The sequence below is a fragment of the Pseudomonas sp. PI1 genome (genome assembly GCF_000812405.1).
In the GTDB taxonomy this organism is placed as follows: domain Bacteria; phylum Pseudomonadota; class Gammaproteobacteria; order Pseudomonadales; family Pseudomonadaceae; genus Pseudomonas; species Pseudomonas citronellolis.
Map to the genome: position 1 here is coordinate 11,818 of NZ_JWMC01000008.1, position 16,944 is coordinate 28,761.

General features: G+C 66.7%; 19 protein-coding genes and 1 pseudogene. All 20 read left to right on the forward strand.

Annotated elements, in window-relative coordinates:
* Window position 1: 1 nt before the first annotated feature.
* The 20 genes and pseudogenes from RN02_RS02280 (at window position 2) to RN02_RS02375 (ending at window position 16,929) form a co-directional block, all read left to right on the forward strand.
* Window positions 2–1,648, forward strand: coding sequence for a hypothetical protein (locus tag RN02_RS02280; protein ID WP_043312907.1), 1,647 nt, complete (start codon window positions 2–4; stop codon window positions 1,646–1,648).
* Between the two features lie 9 nt (window positions 1,649–1,657).
* A complete protein-coding gene (locus RN02_RS02285; RefSeq protein WP_043312909.1) occupies window positions 1,658–3,940 on the forward strand; it encodes a portal protein in 2,283 nt (760 codons plus the stop codon).
* Window positions 3,941–4,103: 163 nt separating this feature from the next.
* Entirely contained in the window at window positions 4,104–5,216 is a 1,113-nt protein-coding gene (locus tag RN02_RS02290) for a hypothetical protein (RefSeq protein ID WP_043312911.1), read from the forward strand.
* Window positions 5,217–5,248: 32 nt separating this feature from the next.
* Window positions 5,249–6,541: a phage capsid family protein gene (locus RN02_RS02295; RefSeq protein WP_043312913.1), complete on the forward strand. Its 1,293-nt coding sequence runs from the start codon at window positions 5,249–5,251 to the stop codon at window positions 6,539–6,541.
* Between the two features lie 62 nt (window positions 6,542–6,603).
* Complete coding sequence (locus RN02_RS02300) at window positions 6,604–7,086, forward strand: hypothetical protein (RefSeq protein WP_043312914.1); 483 nt, start codon at window positions 6,604–6,606, stop codon at window positions 7,084–7,086.
* A 54-nt stretch (window positions 7,087–7,140) separates the two neighbouring features.
* Window positions 7,141–7,995 (forward strand): RyR domain-containing protein, encoded by an 855-nt coding sequence (locus tag RN02_RS02305; protein WP_043312915.1) that lies wholly within the window; start codon window positions 7,141–7,143, stop codon window positions 7,993–7,995.
* On the forward strand, window positions 7,992–8,654 hold the full coding sequence (locus RN02_RS02310; RefSeq protein WP_043312916.1) for a phage adaptor protein: 663 nt from the start codon (window positions 7,992–7,994) through the stop codon (window positions 8,652–8,654). The genes RN02_RS02305 and RN02_RS02310 overlap by 4 nt, the downstream gene beginning before the upstream one ends.
* A gap of 91 nt (window positions 8,655–8,745) precedes the next feature.
* On the forward strand, window positions 8,746–8,997 hold the full coding sequence (locus RN02_RS02315; RefSeq protein ID WP_052267628.1) for an HP1 family phage holin: 252 nt from the start codon (window positions 8,746–8,748) through the stop codon (window positions 8,995–8,997).
* Between the two features lie 5 nt (window positions 8,998–9,002).
* Window positions 9,003–9,518, forward strand: a complete 516-nt coding sequence (locus RN02_RS02320) for a lysozyme (protein WP_043312917.1) — start codon at window positions 9,003–9,005, stop codon at window positions 9,516–9,518.
* Window positions 9,515–10,021 carry a lysis system i-spanin subunit Rz gene (locus RN02_RS02325; RefSeq protein ID WP_043312919.1) on the forward strand — a complete coding sequence of 169 codons (507 nt, stop codon included), beginning with the start codon at window positions 9,515–9,517 and terminating at the stop codon, window positions 10,019–10,021. The genes RN02_RS02320 and RN02_RS02325 overlap by 4 nt, the downstream gene beginning before the upstream one ends.
* Before the next feature lie 734 nt (window positions 10,022–10,755).
* Window positions 10,756–11,118 (forward strand): annotated as a pseudogene (locus RN02_RS34520) (Gp49 family protein); the annotation flags it as partial.
* A 168-nt stretch (window positions 11,119–11,286) separates the two neighbouring features.
* Entirely contained in the window at window positions 11,287–11,895 is a 609-nt protein-coding gene (locus RN02_RS02335) for a hypothetical protein (RefSeq protein WP_043312921.1), read from the forward strand.
* Window positions 11,892–12,182, forward strand: a complete 291-nt coding sequence (locus RN02_RS02340) for a hypothetical protein (protein WP_043312922.1) — start codon at window positions 11,892–11,894, stop codon at window positions 12,180–12,182. Before RN02_RS02335 ends, RN02_RS02340 begins: the two co-directional genes overlap by 4 nt.
* Window positions 12,183–12,191: 9 nt before the next feature.
* Entirely contained in the window at window positions 12,192–12,758 is a 567-nt protein-coding gene (locus RN02_RS02345; protein ID WP_043312924.1) for a hypothetical protein, read from the forward strand.
* Between the two features lie 4 nt (window positions 12,759–12,762).
* Entirely contained in the window at window positions 12,763–13,047 is a 285-nt protein-coding gene (locus RN02_RS02350; RefSeq protein WP_043312926.1) for a hypothetical protein, read from the forward strand.
* The gene (locus RN02_RS02355; protein WP_043312927.1) at window positions 13,040–13,237 is read left to right on the forward strand and encodes a hypothetical protein; all 198 of its coding nucleotides are present in this window, start codon (window positions 13,040–13,042) and stop codon (window positions 13,235–13,237) included. Before RN02_RS02350 ends, RN02_RS02355 begins: the two co-directional genes overlap by 8 nt.
* Window position 13,238: 1 nt before the next feature.
* The gene (locus tag RN02_RS02360; RefSeq protein WP_043312930.1) at window positions 13,239–13,529 is read left to right on the forward strand and encodes a hypothetical protein; all 291 of its coding nucleotides are present in this window, start codon (window positions 13,239–13,241) and stop codon (window positions 13,527–13,529) included.
* Window position 13,530: 1 nt separating this feature from the next.
* A complete protein-coding gene (locus RN02_RS33035; RefSeq protein ID WP_152623712.1) occupies window positions 13,531–14,826 on the forward strand; it encodes a phage head spike fiber domain-containing protein in 1,296 nt (431 codons plus the stop codon).
* A 388-nt stretch (window positions 14,827–15,214) separates the two neighbouring features.
* A complete protein-coding gene (locus RN02_RS02370) occupies window positions 15,215–16,411 on the forward strand; it encodes a hypothetical protein (RefSeq protein ID WP_043312933.1) in 1,197 nt (398 codons plus the stop codon).
* Window positions 16,408–16,929 carry a hypothetical protein gene (locus tag RN02_RS02375; RefSeq protein WP_043312935.1) on the forward strand — a complete coding sequence of 174 codons (522 nt, stop codon included), beginning with the start codon at window positions 16,408–16,410 and terminating at the stop codon, window positions 16,927–16,929. The genes RN02_RS02370 and RN02_RS02375 overlap by 4 nt, the downstream gene beginning before the upstream one ends.
* Window positions 16,930–16,944 lie beyond the last annotated feature (15 nt).

The window sequence follows — 16,944 nt, forward strand, 5'->3', positions numbered from 1 at the left end:
TGTGGCCGCGCGCGTCATCCACGCCGAGGAACTGCTGCCGCTCCCCACGGATGCGGCAGAGTTGGCGCGCTGCCTGGCCGATCCCGAATGGCGCCTGTTCTCCGGCTGCCTGTACAAGATCATGATCAAGGGCGACGACAAGATCGCTGAGGACGGCAGCATTGAGGAGGGCGACAGCTTCGTCATGCCGTTCCGCCCGAACCGGGCGCAGAAGCGTTTCATCCGGCGCCTATGGCACCGAAATCTGATCCTGAAGGCCCGTCAGCTCGGTTTCACGACGCTGATCGCGGTCATGTGGCTGGACCACGCCCTGTTCAACGCCGACCAGCGCTGCGGGATCATCGCCCAGGACCGCGACGCGGCGAAGGTCATCTTCCGGGACAAGGTGAAGTTCGCCTACGACAACCTGCCCGAGGAAATCCGCGAGCGCTTCCCCACGGCGCAGGCTAACGCGGATGAACTGCTGTTCGCCCACAACAACAGCAGTGTGCGCGTGGCCACGTCCATGCGCTCCGGCACCATCCACCGCCTGCACGTATCCGAGTTCGGGAAAATCTGCGCCAAGTACCCGGACAAAGCGCAGGAAGTCGTTACCGGCTCCATCCCTGCCGTACCCACGAACGGCATTCTGGTAATCGAATCGACCGCTGAAGGCCGCGAAGGCGAGTTCTTCAAGATGGTCCAGATCGCCGAGGCGAACCACGCCAGCCGCAAGAAGCTGACGCCGCGCGACTACCGGATGCACTTCTACGCCTGGTGGCAGGAACCGAAGTACCGCCTGGATTCGTCCACCATCGACCTGACCCGCGAGGAACAGGAGTATTTCGACAAGGTGGAGGCCACGGTGCTGCGCGACATGGGCGAGCGCATCACCATCGACCCGGACCAGCGGGCCTGGTACGTGGCCACCAAGCGTGCGGACTTCTCCGGCGCCGAAGAGAAGATGTGGCAGGAGTACCCCAGCTTCCCGGCCGAGGCGTTCCAGATCAGCACCGAGGGTAACTGGTACGCCAAGGACATGATCGCGCTGCGCAAGCGCGGCGGCGTCTGCAAGGTGCTGGTCCTGGATGCGCCCGTGAACACCTTCTGGGACATCGGCAACAGCGATGGCTGTGCGGTGTGGTTTCACCAAGAGCTGCGCGGCGAAGACCGCTTCATCGACTACTACGAGGCGCACAACGAGGACTTGCGGCACTACGTCAAGGAACTGCGCGACCGTGGCTATGTGTTCGGTACCCACTTCCTGCCGCATGACGCCGACCACAAGCGCCTGAGCGACTTCAACCGCAGCACGCGGGAGCTGCTGGAAGACTTGATGCCCGGCGAGCGCTTCGAGGTGGTGCCGCTTATCACCGAACTGATCAACGGCATCCACCAGACGCGCAAGCACATGAAGACCGCCTATCTGGACGAGACGAACTGCGCGAAGGGCATTCAGCGCCTGGAGGGCTACCGCAAGCGCTTCAGCCGCGCTGACAACCGCTACACTGACCAGCCGGACAAGGCCAACGGGTGCAGCGAAGGCGCTGACGCATTTCGCCAGTGGGCCCAGGCCAAGGAGCTGGGAATGCTCGCCGGCCTGGCTGGCGGTAGCTACGGCAACCGACATCACTACAACGAAGCCCCGCCGCCTGACTGGCGCACTTGAGGAACCACCATGGACGCCACCGCCATCTACGACCAGGACCACGCTGAGGCTACCGGCAAGCGCGATGAACTGGCGCTCTCCCTGGAGGAGTACACCGAATTTCTCGAGGAGGTGGAGCAGCAGCCGAAGTGGCGGCACATCGCCGACAAGGAAGCCGACTACGCAGACGGCAACCAGCTGGACAGCGAGCTGCTGCAGAAGCAGCGCGAACTCGGTATCCCGCCGGCCGTTGAGGACGTGATCGGCCCGGCGCTGCTGTCGATTCAGGGCTACGAGGCGACCATCCGCACTGACTGGCGCGTCTCGCCGAACGGTGAGCCTGGCGGTCAGGACGTGGCGGACGCGCTGAACTACCGCCTGAACCAGGCCGAGCGGCAGAGCAAGGCGGACGCCGCGTGCAGCGACGCCTTCCGCCCGCAGATCGGCGTCGGCCTGGGCTGGGTAGAGGTGAAGCGCGAGAGCGATCCCTTCAAGTACCCGTACCGCTGCCTCTACGTCCACCGGAATGAGATCGACTGGGACTTCAAGGCGACCGAGGACGACCTGAGCGACGCTCGCTGGCTGCGCCGCAAGCGCTGGCTGCGCCCCGAGCGGATCACCCTGGTGTTCCCCGACGCCGCGGACCTGGTCAAGGCCATCGGCACCCATGGGCCCAGTTGGTGGGCAGAGCAGGCCATCGAACTGGCGGATGGCGGATCCTCGACCGGGCTGCACAATGCCTGGGCCGAGGCGCGCGCCTGGACCGTGCAAGAGGACCGCTGGTACAACCCCACCAGCAAGGAGGTCCTGCTCTCCGAGGTCTGGTATCGGCGCTGGGTGAGCGTCACCGTGATCCGCTCGCCCGATGGCAGGATCGTCGAGTACGACCGCAACAACCTGGCGCACGTCGTTGCCGTCGGCAGCGGAACGGTACAGCCGAAGCGCGCAGTGGTGGCGCGCGTGCGCCGCAGCTACTGGCTGGGCCCGCACTGCCTGTTCGACGGCCCGTCGCCGTACAGCCATGGCCACTTCCCCTACGTGCCGTTCTGGGGCTTCCGCGAGGACCAGACGCGCGTCCCCTATGGCTACATCCGCGGCATGATCTTCCCCCAGGACAGCCTGAACAGCGGCATTTCCAAACTGCGCTGGGGCATGGCCGCGGTGCGTACCGAGCGGACCAAGGGCGCCGTCGACATGAGCGATGCGCAGTTCCGCCGGCAGGTGGCGCGCATCGACGCCGACATCGTGCTCAACGCCGACCATTTCCGGAACAACCCGGGCGCGCGCTTCGAGGTCAAGCGTGACTTCCAACTGAACGCCCAGCACTTCCAGTTGATCAACGACAGCCGCGCATCGATCCAGCGCGTGTCGGCGGTTACCAGCGGCTTCATGGGCAAGGAGGGCACAGCCACGTCCGGCCTGCAGGAGCAGACGCAGGTCGAGCAGAGCAACCAGTCGCTGGCGCGGATGATGGACAACTTCCGCGCGGCCCGCACCCAGGTGGGCGAGCTGCTGCTGTCGATGATCATCGAGGACCTGGGCGACGAGCAGCAGGTGATCGTCATCGAGGGCGACGCCGTTCTGCCGGATCGCACTGTGGTGATCAACAAGCCCGAGATCGATCCGGACACCGGCATGCCGTACCTGTCCAACGACCTGCAGCGCACCCGGCTGAAGGTGGCGCTGGAGGACGTGCCGTCCACCAACAGTTACCGCGGCCAGCAGCTGAACGCCATGTCGGAGGCGGTGAAGTCCCTGCCGCCGCAGTACCAGGCCGCCGTGCTGCCGTTCCTGGTCAGCCTCATGGACGTGCCGTTCAAGCGTGAGGTGGTGGAGGCGATCCGCGCGGCCAGCCAGCAGGAGAGCCCGGAGCAGGTCGAGCAGCGCATCAAGCAGGCCGTCGAGGATGCCCTGGCCAAGTCCGGCGCCGAGCTGAAGATGCGCGAGCTGGCGATGAAGGAGCAGCGCACCGACGCCGAGATCGACGAAATTCGCGCGAAGGCCGTGCAGATCGGCGTCCAGGCAGCGTACAGCGCCATGCAGGCCGGCGCCCAGGTCGCGCAGATGCCGCAGATCGCGCCCATCGCCGACGTGATCCTGCAGCAGTCCGGCCACCGGAACCTGCCGGGCGACGATCCCAACATCCCGCGGCCGGACCAGACGGCCGCCATGAACATCCAGTCGCCGTACATCCAGGGGCAGGGCGCGCCGGTACGCGAGAACACCAACCCATCCTACCCGCCAGTGCCCGCCCATGCCGGCACCGGCCAGCGCGGAATCGAGACGCCGACGCCCACCGACAACCTCTCCTGAACCACCGGAACCCTGCAGGCACCCCCTGTAGGGTTTCTTTTTTCTGCCCCTCGAATTCGACACTCGCCGGCAAGTTGTGCACCCCGCACAGCGAAGCGCGGAGCGGTGACGCCCCGCACTTGTTCCCCAGCGGCCACGGCGATATGTGGCGGGACACCAAGGCATGAGTACTACCCAGGCAGAGTTCATCGAGTTGCACGCTCCCGATGGTCAGATGACCGCGGAGCAGGCGGCCCAGCTCATCGAGCTGAGCCTTCAGGGCGATACCGGCGCAGCCCCAGTGGCGAGCCCGGAACCTGGCAGCGCGCCCGCCGCTGCCCCTGCATCCGACGCGCAGACCTCGACCACTGGCGAGCAGCCCCCCCAGGAAGAACCGCAGGCCCAAGGACAGGCCGCCCCGAGCCCGCAGGAAGGCGAGCTTAACCCGGAAAACGCCGTGATCCTGGCCAAGGACGGCAAGCACACCATCGACTACCAGAAGCTGGTCGATGCGCGTGAAAGCGAGAAGGCAGCGAAGGCCGAAGCACAGGAAGTGCTGGGCAAACTGCAGGCCGCACAGCAGGAGTTGGACGCGCTGAAGGCGCAGGCTCAGCAGCGGGCCGACGCCGGAATAGCGCCGACCGCGACCGACGCCAACGCCGCAGCCGCGCAGGCGGCCATCGACGCCGGTGTCGATCCCGAGCTGTTCGGCGACTTCTCCGAGCAGGATCTGGCCAAGGGCGTGCGCGCCCTGGTCAACAAGGATGCACGCGCGCTGATCGGCACGGAGGTGCCGGCGCTGGTGGAGAAGCTGGTGGAGGCAAAGCTCGCGCAAGCGGTCACGCCCCTTCAGCAGAAGCACCAGAGCGACGCGCAGGACGCGCACTTCCGGGCCATTTCCGAGAAGCACCCCGACTTCGACTCGGTCATCGAGAGCAAGGAACTCTCGGACTGGATCGCCAAGCAGCCGACCTTCGCACAGGCGGGCTACAACGCCGTCCTGGAGAAAGGCACGTCTGCCGAGATCGTCGAGCTTCTCGATTCCTTCAAGGCCGCAACTCAACCCCCTCAGCCTGCCCAGGCCGCCAGCACCAAGGACGTGCAGGCGGCCGCTGAAGCAGCTGTCGCCAACGCCAAGCCGCAGGTCCCGGCCAGCCTCTCGGAAATTCCGGGTGGTGCCGGCGCGCCGCTGACTGGCGACGAGGCGATCGCTGCCATGGACCCGGTCTCGATGCTGGATCGCATGCAGAACATGACGCCCAAGCAGATCGAGGCATTTCTGAGCAGGAACCTGTGACGGTTCTGTCCCGCTGATCAAGGAGATCAATCGTGGCTGACAAAACGAACATGAAGTATGGCGACCCGGTCGCCATGGTTCAGCAGGCTGTAGGCCTGTTCGCAACCCACACTCAGCGCAATACCACCATGGCGCGCCTGACCGGCTCGATGCCGTCCGGCCCGGCCGGTGCTGAAGCCACCCTGCGCAAGCAGACCACCCAGCACATGCCCATCGTCAAATGCCAGGACCTGTCCAAGAGCAAAGGCGATGAGGTGACCTTCGACCTGCTGAACCCGGTCGCCGGCTACCCGATCATGGGCAGTGCGTATGCCGAAGGCCGCGGCGTCGGCATGAAGCTGTCGGAAGACCGTCTGCGCGTGAACCAGGCGCGCTGGCCGGTGGATGCCGGCAACACCATGACCGGCCTCCGGTCGCCGGCGGACTTCCGCCGCCTGGCGCGCCCCGTGGCCCAGGCGCAGGCCGATGCCTACGTCGACCAGTCGCTGCTGGTGCACATGGCCGGTGCTCGTGGTTTCCACGACAACATCGAATGGCGCGTGCCGGTGAACACCCACCCGCAGTTTGCCGAGATCATGGTCAACAAGGTCAAGGCGCCGACCAAGAACAGGCACTTCATCTCCGACGGAACCAACGGCGTGAAACCCTTCGCCGTGAACGCCGGCGAGATCGACCTGGCCACCACTGACCTGCTGAAGATGGACGCCGTCGACGGCATCCGCACCTATATGGAGCAGATCGCGCTGCCGCCGCCGCCGGTGATCTTCGACGGCGACAAGGCTGCTACCGACTCGCCGCTGCGCGTGCTGCTGGTGTCCCCGGCGCAGTACTCGTCCTTCTCCACCGATCCGAGCTTCCGTCAACTGCAGGCGAGTGCCATGGCTCGTGCCGCGCAGGCAGGACAGCACCCGCTGTTCCTCGGCGAGGCCGGTCTGTGGAACGGCATCCTGATCATCAAGATGCCGAAGCCGATCCGCTTCTACGCCGGGGACACCATCAATTACTGCGACGCTTACGACAGCGAGGCCGAGTCGTCCTGCGTGGTCCCTTCCTCGTTCGGCACCACCTTCGCGGTGGACCGCGCGATCCTGCTCGGTGGTCAGGCGATTGCCGAAGCGTTCGCCGCCAGCGACAAGGCCAAGATCCCGTTCTTCTGGTCCGAGAAAGAGCTGGACCACGGTGACAAGGTCGAGGTGCTGCTCGGCATGATCCGCGGCGTATCGAAGATTCGCTTCGCGATCGATCACGGCAATGGCATCCAGTTCACCGACTACGGCGCCACCGTGTTCGACACCGCGGTGTCGATCATCGGCGCGCGCAACTGATGGGCTGGGCCGGTTCGCCGGCCCGCCTCTCGTAACCCCAAGGACTGAACGGAGAGCCCATCATGGCCAAAGTCACCGTCAACCAGTTCGGCAAGCGCTACTTCGGCGGCGCGGCCGGCGCCTACGGCAACACCACTGTGCTGGCCTACCAGCTGCAGACCAGTGCCGCCGGCGCAGTCGTCAATTCCAACTCCAGCGCCGCGCTGGCCATCGGCGATGTCGTCGACCTCGGCCCGCTGCCCGAGGGCATCCGCCTGATCGACAGCCTGGCGATCATCTCCGACGCGCTGACCGCCTCGGTCACCGGCTCCCTCGGCTTCGTGTACGAGGACGGCGTGGATAGCACCGAGGTGCCGCAGGACACCGCGTACTTCGGCGCCGGCCTGAACCTGGCCGCGACCGCCCGCCTGCGCAATGCCACCAGCAAGGCCCCGGTGGTGCTGCCGAAGCCGGCGCGCCTGGTGCTGACCATCGCCGGCGCCGCCGTGGCCGATGCCGGCAAGGTCGACTTCGCCATCTTCGGCGAACTCACCGGCCCGCGCTAACCGGCACTCATGAGGGCCTTCGGGCCCTCCGTTTCTTTCGACAGGAACCCGAGCATGAAACGAGAACTGATCGCCCTGGTCGCGCACGAGATCAACCGAGCCTACTGCGCGTCGCTGGGCGACGACAGCCAGCCGGCCTGGGCCGATGCACCGGAGTGGCAGCAGCAGAGCGCGCTCGCCGGCGTGGACATGCACCTGGCCAACCCCGATGCCACCCCCGAGCAGTCGCATGCATCCTGGCTGGAACAGAAGCTCGCCGACGGCTGGGCCTATGGCGAGGTCAAGGATGCCGAGAAGAAGCTGCACCCGTGCTGCCGCCCCTACGAGGAGCTGCCGCCCGAGCAGAAGTCGAAGGATTACCTGTTCCGCGGCGTGGTGCACGCGCTGAAGGACCTGCCGGACGCCGAGGAGGCGGTTCGGGAGTTCATCGAGAACATGCCCGCGGCGCCCAGTGCGCCGGTCGTGACACTGCAGGATGTGCCCCAAGGCCATGTCGCCGTGGCGTATGTCGGCCGCCGCCCGGACTTCACCGACCGCGTCTACGGCACCGGCCTGACCTTCGTGCAGGGCCAGGTACGCGTGCTGCCGCCGGACATCGCCCGCAAGTTCCTGCGTCACCCCGACCAGTTCGCGGAGGGTACGATCCCTGCGGCGCCCCCGGCCGAGCAGCCGGCGCAGACCGACGATACCGCCGAGATCCTCGCCCAGGCCGCCAAGGCCCAGCAGGAGAAGCACGAAGAGCACTCCAACCTGCAGGACGTGCGTGACCAGGTGACGCACATGACCAGCAAGGAAGCGCTGGCCCACTTCGCGCTGACCAACTTCAAGCAGAAGCTGGACAAGCGCGGCGCCATCGATGACCTGCGGGCCCAGGTGCTCCAGCTGGTCGACCAGTTCGGTGTCGTATGAAGCTGGCGGAGCTGATCGCTGAATTCCGGTCCATCACCAGGGATACGGTCGGCGACTATTTCTTCAGCGACAAGGACATCGAGCGCTGGCTTGCCCAGGCGGAAGAGGAGGCGGCCGTTCGTGGCCGCCTGCTGCACGAGTCGGAGAACCCGGCACTGTGCGAGATCGCTGTCACCGCCGGAGTGGCCACCTACCGCATGCACTCCGACCTGGTGGAGCCCGACTTCATCGGCATCGTCGAGCACGGCTGCGGCCGCCGCCGGCCCCTGGTGCTGACCTCCACCGAGGAGCTGGACCGCCGCATGCCCGGCTGGCGCGACCGCACCGGCCGCGTCGAGTACGTGGTGCGCGACGACGTCAGCTTGCGCCTGGTGCCCAGGCCCACCACCGAGGCCACCTTGGCGCTGGAGGGCTTCCGCCTGCCCATGCGCGGCCTGGCCAGCGGACGCGACGAGCCGGAGATTCACCGGGCCCACCACCGCTACCTGGTGTTCTGGGCGCTGTACCGCGGCCTGAGCCAGCCCGACGCCGAGACGCTGAACGTCGAGAAGGCCGCCGACGCCAAGGCGGAGTTCACCGCCTACTTCGGCCCGCGCCCGGACAGCGACCTGCGCCGCAGCACCCGCCAGGACGAGCCCCACCATAACGTGGCCTGGTAACCCCCTGTAGGGTTACCAGCCGCGCCCTCACTCTCCATAGCCTGTCGCCAACGTAAACCCGGGCATTGCTTGCCGCCAACAGGGATTCGACATGAGCGACAAGACCATGAGCATTACCAGCTACGTCGGGGCGGCAATCTCGGCGCTGAGCGCGCTGACGCTGACGGACATCGGCATCATCGTGGGTATCCTCACGGCGCTGGCCACGTTCGCCGCCAACATGATCTACCAGGCCCGGAAAGATCGCCGCGAGCAGCGCCTGTTCGAGCTGGAGATGGCGCGCCTGTGCCGCGTGCGCGAGCTGGCCGGCGAGCCGGACTGCGCCTCGGCGGAGGCGGAGTAAGCGCCATGGCCGGCCGGAAGTCCTTCCTCAGCGCTGCCGTGCTGGCCCTGATCGCCGCCGGTGCCAGTGCGCCCGCGATCATGGATCAGTTCATCCGGGAGAAGGAAGGCGAGTCCCTGAAGGCCTACCAGGACGGCGCCCGCATCTGGACCATCTGCAACGGCAAGACCGCCGGGGTTACTCGGACCACAACCATGACCAAGGCCGAGTGCGACGCCTGGCGCAGGACCGAGATCGGCCAGCGCCTGGAGTTCGTGCACTCGGTCATCACCGTGCGCATGAGCGAACCAGCCTGGGCCGGCGTCGGCAGCTGGTGCTTCAACGTCGGGAACAAGGCCTGCGCGGGCTCCACCGCGGTGCGCCTGTTGAATGCCGGGAACCAGCCGGCCGGCTGCCGCGCGATGCTGTCCTGGCGCTACATCACCCGCGACGGGAAGAAGATCGACTGCGCCACTCCTCAACCGTACTGCGGCGGCCTGTGGGACCGCCGGCAGGGTGAAGCGGAGCTTTGCACGCTATGAACAAGGCCCTGCTGATTCTTGCCGCCATCCTCGCCGTGACCGCCGGCGCCGCGCTGTGGAGAGCCGACAGCCTCGCCGCCCAGCGCGATGCTGAGACGACGCGCGCCGACGCCGCCGTGGGCCAGGCGGCCCAGCTCACCACCACGCTTTCCAGCGAGCGCGCCCGGGCGAAGACGCAGGCCGACATCGACGCCGCCTACCAGAAGGGAACCCAGGATGCCCAAGCACAGCTCGACAGCACTCTCTCTGATCTGCGCGCTGACAATCTCCGGCTGCGCCGGAAATTCACCTGCTCCGCCCCGGCCGGTGCCGGAGCAACTGCCGCCAGCGCCGGCGGCGGTGATGGTGGAGCGCAAGGCGGACTTCAGCGAGCGGATGCGGAATTTCTTGTTCGATTCGCCGCAGAAGCAGACGCGGTAGCGCTGCAGTTGCAGGCGTGCCAGGCCATCGTCCGCTCGGATCGCCGAGTGGACCTCAGCAAGCAACGAGGAGCAGCACCATGATCAAGCCGACTGTCGGCCGCGTCGTCCACTACTACCCGACCACCGATGACCTGGGAGCGAAGCCCGCACACGGCCAGCCGCTCGCCGCGCTGATCGCGCGCGTCTGGTCGGATACGTGCGTCAACCTGGCGTACATGGATGCCAACGGGGTGTCGTACAACAAGACCAGCGTGCTGCTGGTGCAGGATGACAACCAGGTGCGCCCGGTCGCCGGCTACTGTGCCTGGATGCCGTACCAGAAGGGCCAGGCCGCGAAGACCGAGAGCCTGGAACGCCAGGTGGCCGATGCCGCCAAGTGCCTTGCCTGTGGTGAGGGCCACGGCAACACCGGCTTGCCGTGCCCGAACATGCGCGCAATGTCGCAAGCGTCCAATATCGGCGAGGACAAGCTGAATTCCTGGCGCAGCGGCGCCACCCAGGGCGCCGGTATCGGCGAGTGCGCGGGTATGCACACAGCCGGACAGTTGTCCGTGGGAGGCTCCCTCGGAGTAGGTCAGGCGGTCGACAAGCTGCTGGAGACTCGCGTTCCGATCCTCGACCAGATCAGCGAACTGTGCTGGGCCATCGAGAAGTGTGGCGCCTCCCTCGAACTGACCGACGCGGTGACCAAGGCCAGCGCGCTGCGCGAGCCCATCAGCGAGCTGGTGCGCCAGGCGCTCGCCCTCGGTATTGGCGACGGCATCGTGAGCGTCAACGTAGCACCGGAGCCGTCACCGACTGCGTGTGACGTCACTGTGACGTCGCGTGACGTTCCTTGTGACGCGATCGAACAGGAAATCCAGGCCAAGGGCCTGACCGCCCCTCGCATCACGCCGGCTGACATCGAGGCGGCCATCGCTGGCGAGCACTACTTCACCGCAGCTCAAGGGGCGGAGCACTGCGGTGCCCATCACATGGGGCCTAATCCGCCGAGCTTCGGGCCGCTCAGCCTGCTGACCTTCTGCGTCCTGGTGCTGCGCAACGGCTTCACCGTTACCGGCGAGAGCGCCTGCGCCAGCCCGGCGAACTTCGACGCGGAGATCGGCCGGAAGATCGCGCGCCAGAACGCGCTGCAGAAGATATGGCAGTTGGAGGGCTACCTGCTGCGCGAGCGCCTGCACAACGCCCCGGCGGTGGCTGCTGCCATCGCTTTGCTGGGCGACAGCGCCGACTACTGCGACACCAACGCCGCGGTGCGCAACGACCCGGACCAGGCTGAGCAGGACCTGGCCAACGCCGCAAGCTACCGCCTGGCCGCCAGCCTGCTGCAGGCCTAAGGAGGGCGCATGGCCGCTGTGCACCAAGACCTCGAGGTCCTGCAGGGCAAGACCTTCGCCGCCTCGTTCGGCTGGGCGCAGGGTCGGTTCGTGTGGAAGCCCATCACCGGGGTGGCGCAGGCTGCTCCGGTGGCTCTGACGGCGCCCGGGCATGACCTGCGCGACGGCTGGCCCTACTGGGTGTTCTGCCTGAAGCGCCCGGCCAACCTGAACACCGGCTGCGACGATGAGCCCGGGGCGCCGTACATCGCCGAGGTGGTGGACGTCGACACGCTGTCGATCAACCACATCAACGGCCTGTGCCTGGATGCCTACGCCGGCGGCGGGGTGATCCGCTACTACGAGCGCGCCGACATCACGGGCTTCTCCGCCCTGATGCAGGTGCGCCGCTCGCCGGCGGATACCAACACCCTGTTCGAGGCCAGCAGCTCCGGTCCGTCGCCGATGATCGTCGTTGACGCGGAAACCGCGACCTTCCAGCTGGAGATCCCCGCGGATGCGTTCGTCGACAAGCAGATCCGCGACGCCGAGTACGAGATCGAGATCACGGCGCCCACCGGCGAGAAGTATCGCCTGGCGCGCGGCCGGTTCAACGTCTGCCAGGAGCTGGTGAAGTGAGCGACGTAGGGCGTCCAGCCGACCGGCTCGTGCGCATCGCCGTACCCGCCGACCACTCGGTAGCGGTTGCCGAGGACGAGCGCGACCTGGTGCTGGCCGAGGAACCGCTGGAGTCGGTGGGGCTCTCGATCGAGCCGCAGGAGCCGCGGGCGGTGGCCATCCAGCAGCGCCAGCCGCAGGGCCTGGCCTACCAGGGTGTGCCGCTGTTCAACGTGGTGGCGGGCCTGCAGGGGCGGAAAGGTGAGCCTGGAAGCGGCGCGGCCGAGTGGGAAGCTAACGATTGGTAAGGAGGCCCCATGGCCCAGGTTCAGTTCTACAAGGTCAGCAGCTTGCCGGGCACGCTGCAGCCCAACGCCTTCTACTACGTGCTCAACGGCGGCTACGCCGAGAGCTACATCACCGATCAGACCGGCACGGCCAAGGCGCTGGGCAACTCGGCGATGATCAACGCCCTGGTCGGCGATGCCGTCGACGAGGCGGTGGCCACCATCAACGCGCTGGAGATCGTGCCGGACATCGCCGCGCGGGATGCCCTGGCGGCGTCGCTGCAGCGCAACGTCCTGGTGCTGGTGATCGACGCCACGGACGATCCGTCGGTGGCGGCCGGCTCCGCGCTGTACGCCTACGACCATGCCGAGGACGCCTTCAGCAAGGTCGCCGAGTACGAGTCGATGGACGTGGTGGTGCAGTGGACCAGCATCACCGGCCGCCCGACGTCGTCGCCGGCGCAGATCGACACCGCCGTCAGCCAGAGCCACACCCACGCCAACAAGGCCACTCTGGATCTGCTCGGCGCTGGCGCCGACGGCCTGACCTACGACGGCGAGCCGGTCAGCAGCAGCTGGTCGACGCTGAACTGGTGACGCCGTGGCCACGGTCCTGCACCACAAGGTCGTCGCCAGCCTGCCGGCGGAACTGGAGGCGAACAGCATCTACTTCGTGCGCCGCGGCGCCGGGTACGACCAGTTCGTCACCAATGCCACGGGCCTGGTGGTGGCGTACCCCATGAACCTCTCCGCGCCCCAGCTCGCCGTGGTCCTGTCCGATGGCCAGTTGGCGCGCATGCCGCTCGACGCGCGCGGGGAGATACCGATTCAGCTGGCGGATGGCTCGCTATCGAGCGTGCCCGCCATCGGAGGCCCTTATGGCTGAGAAGAAACCGTTGCGCTTCATCCTCGATGAGATGGGCAATCCCGTGCGCCTGGGGGAGTTCCAGGCCGGAGAAACCCTGCCGAAAGCCGTGCTGCCGGAGCTGACGGCGACGGACGTCGGCGCAGATCCCGCTGGCGCCGCGGCTCACGTTGCCGCGGACAACGATGCACGTCACTGGATGGGGCTGTGAAATGACGCCGAAGAACTGGAAGCTGACCGCCTACACGAACAACACCTGGACCGACGTCGTCGGTGAGGCCGCCATCCTGGCTTCGATCCTGGTCGCCAATACCGATCCGGCCAACGCTATCAACGTGCAACTGCGGTTGTCCGGCGGCGCGGTGATCCTGCCCGCCAGCTCGGTACCCGCATCGAGCAGCTACGCCCTGGACCTGCGCAGCCTGAACATCGGCAGCGGCGAGACGCTGCAATTGCAGGCCTCCGCCGCCGGTATCAACGCCATCGCATCCGGGGCGGTGTGACATGGGCGCCGCACTGAAACCCTTGCTCAAGCGCCTGGCCGTGGGCAGTCCGGCTGCGCTGCCCACCCTGGACCTGGACTTCCTGGCTCAGACCTACAGAGTGTCCGACGGCGCCGGCGGCATGAGCAGCGTCGCCTTCGCCGACCTGATCACATTCACCCGGTCGAGCGCGGCCTGGCGCTTTAATGCCTCCGGCGTGCTGGAGCAGGTCGCCGCAAACCAACCCCGCTTCGACTACGATCCCGTGACGCTGGCGCTGCGCGGTTTGTTGGTGGAGGAGCAGAGGACGAATTTGCTGCTGAACAGCGTTTTAGCTGGCGGAACTGCCGGAACGAACAGCGGAGAAGCAGTTCCTCCAACGGGCTGGCAATTGGGCTTCGCTGGAAGCGGTGGAGTTGTAGGGTATCCCGCTGTATATGGTTTGACTGGCCTGCGTACGGCGGCAGCATCGTCGTCGGAGCGGCCCTTTATTGCTCGCAGTGTTACGCTTTCGGCAAATACCAACTATGTCGCATCGGCTCGCGTTTCTGCGGTGGTCGGCGCCGTGCCCGTTGGGGCAATTATTCGTTGGGACAACCTGCCTGGAGGAAATTCTCAGAGCGGGCTGTTGGTGAATGGAGTATCCGTTCCAGCTACGACAAATGTTGCCGTCGGTGATGTAATTGCGGCAGTTGTCAGTATCAACGCCACGGGCGGCAACGGTTTCGCGAGATTCGGCATGGGGGCCAATGGCAATCAACTGGTCCCTGGCGATGTCACCCTTGTTGCATGTAATGCCGAGGTAGGCCTCTTCCCCACCAGCTACATCCCCACCACAAGCGCCCAGGTAACCCGCGCTGCTGATGTGGCGAGCGTGAATACGCTGAGTCCTTGGTTCAACCCTGTCGCGGGTACGATATACGCCGAGTGGGATGCCTCTGGGGGGCTGGCGACGAATAGCCCTGTGTGGGTTCTTCAGGGCAGCGGGACGAACATCATTCGCCAGCGCGCCGAAGCCGCGCGGCCGCTCTTCGATGTCTACGCCGACGGAGTAGCCCAGGCTTCGATTTCAGTCGGGGCTCCGGTAGTGGCCGGAGTGACGCGAAAAACTGCCGCTACCTGGATGCTCAATTCGTTTCAGGCTGCTGCTGATGGGAGTCTTGGCGCTCCGGATGTTTCGGGCAGCATCCCGAGCGTCACGCAATTGGCCTTCGTCAAGGCGAATGTCACCGCTGCTTCATTCAACGGCCACATCCGCCGCATCCGCTACTGGCCACGCCGGCTGTTCGACAGCGAACTGCAGAGGATCACCGCATGATCGACTACTACCTCCGTGCTGCCTCTGCTCAGGACCTGGAGCAGGCCCTGCTGGCGGCCGGCGCCGCCTCGCTCGACGACGGTCAGTTGGTTCCGGCCCAGGGCATCGTTCTCGACATCATCGGCACCTGGTACGACCTGCCGGTGGAGGAGGGCGCGGATCCTGTGCCGCGGGCCGGCTATTTCGCCAACGTCAGGTCCGAGGGCTGCTGGAATGGCCGGCCGGCATGGAGCTGCCGGAACCGGAAACGCCCTGGCGCACCTGGGCCTAGCCCGCGCCACCTGGCGGGCTTTTCACTTCGGCCCCGCAGCCGGCTACCCCCTGTAGGGTTCGCGCCTAGTCGCCGCGGTCTAGACACTCGCCACAACTACCACAGGGCGAGAGTGTCATGGAGCTGCGCAGCAACTGGTCGCAGGGGATCAACAACCGAGCGGACGCAAAGGCGATGCCGGCGGGCACCGTGCGCGATGCGGTGAACGTCGATCCGATCGTGGGTGGTGCGTTCGAGCTGCGCACCGGCTTCACCCAGGTGCAACCGGCCGGCGCGGCGCGTGGCCCGCTCGCGGTGGGGCGCAAGGTCCTGTACGCGGATGGCCCGGCGCTCTACAGCTTCGACGTCGACCAGGGTGTGCGGCAACTGCTCGCCGAAGTTGATGGGGCAGGGCGCCTGGTCGGCGACGTGCTCAACGAAGAGCTGTTCTTCTGCACGGAGACCGAGACCTGGCGCTTTGACGGCAAGGTTCTGCGCGCCTGGGGCGTGCCGACGGTCACCAGCCAGCCGCTGCCGACCATCGGCCAGGGCGGCCTGGCGGCCGGCTACTACCAGGTCGCCGCGACCTTCATCGATGCGCACGGCGACGAGGGCGCGACCAGCTCCCCGCTGCTGCTCCAGGTACCGGCTGGAAGCTCGCTGCAGTTCGACCTGCCCGTGCCTCCACCTGGCGGCAAGGTACGCCTGTACGTGGGCCCGCGCGAAGGCGGCGCCCTGTACCTGCAGTTCGAAGGCACGGGGCAGGCGTCGGTGGGCGTGCTGCGCGACGACACCGCCAGGCTGGAGACCGCGAACCTCCGCGGGCCGCTGGTGGCTGACTTTATCGCCGCACGTGGTGGGGTGTTGTACCTGGCCACCGGCTCGGTGCTGTGGTTCACCCTCCCGTTCCGGCCGCACCTGCGCGATGCCTCCCGCGGCTTCTTCCAGTATCCGGCGCCGATCGACCTGGTGGTCGCGGTCGACGGTGGCGTCTACGTCTGCGCCGACAAGACCTACTTCCTCTCCAACCCCGAGACCGACGAGCCCGGCGGGCGAACCGTGTTCGAGCACGGCGCCGTCCGCGGGACCGCCCTGGTGCTGCCCGACGGTCGCGCCGCCTGGATGACGCAGTACGGGCTGGCCATCGGCGACGACCAGGGCCTGGTAGCCCTGTCGAGCGCCGCGAACTTCCTTCCCGAGCAGGCGGGCCATGGCGCCGCCGGCCTGCTGGAGCACAACGGCAACCAGTTGGTGGTGACGACGCTTGCGCCGTCTCGCGGGGGCAATCCGCTCGCCGCCAGCGACTACTACGACGTGGAGATCATCACGCCATGAACGAACTGATTATCCCCGAGGGCCTGGCCAAGCTCGGGTTCGTCTATCACGGCGAGGTGGTGGCCCCGGACGGCAGCGTCCTGAGCGAGGTCGTGCAGAAGAACCTGATCCCTCAGGTGGGGATGGACCTGTTGGCGGGGTTCATTCGCGGCCAGGGCGCGCTGATCCCCAACTGGTATACCGGGGTGTTCGCCGGCAACTTCGTGCCCTCCAGTGCGACCACCGCCGCCGACCTTCCGACCAACGCCGGCGAGGCCACAAACTACAGCCAGGCCTCCCGCCCGCTGTGGGACAACGCCTACGACGGCACCTCGGTGATTAGCAACCTGGCAAGCCGGGCGGAGTTCACCTTCACGGCCGACACACGGCTGTACGGCGGATTCCTGGTCTCCAGTTCTGCCAAGGCCGGCAACACCGGAACGCTGCTGTCGATCGCGCGCTTCGCCACGCCGCAGGACGTGCCGGCGGGCAGCACCTTCCGCCTCGGCATCGCCATCACTCTGCTTTCCACCTACTGATCCCAGGAGCAAGAA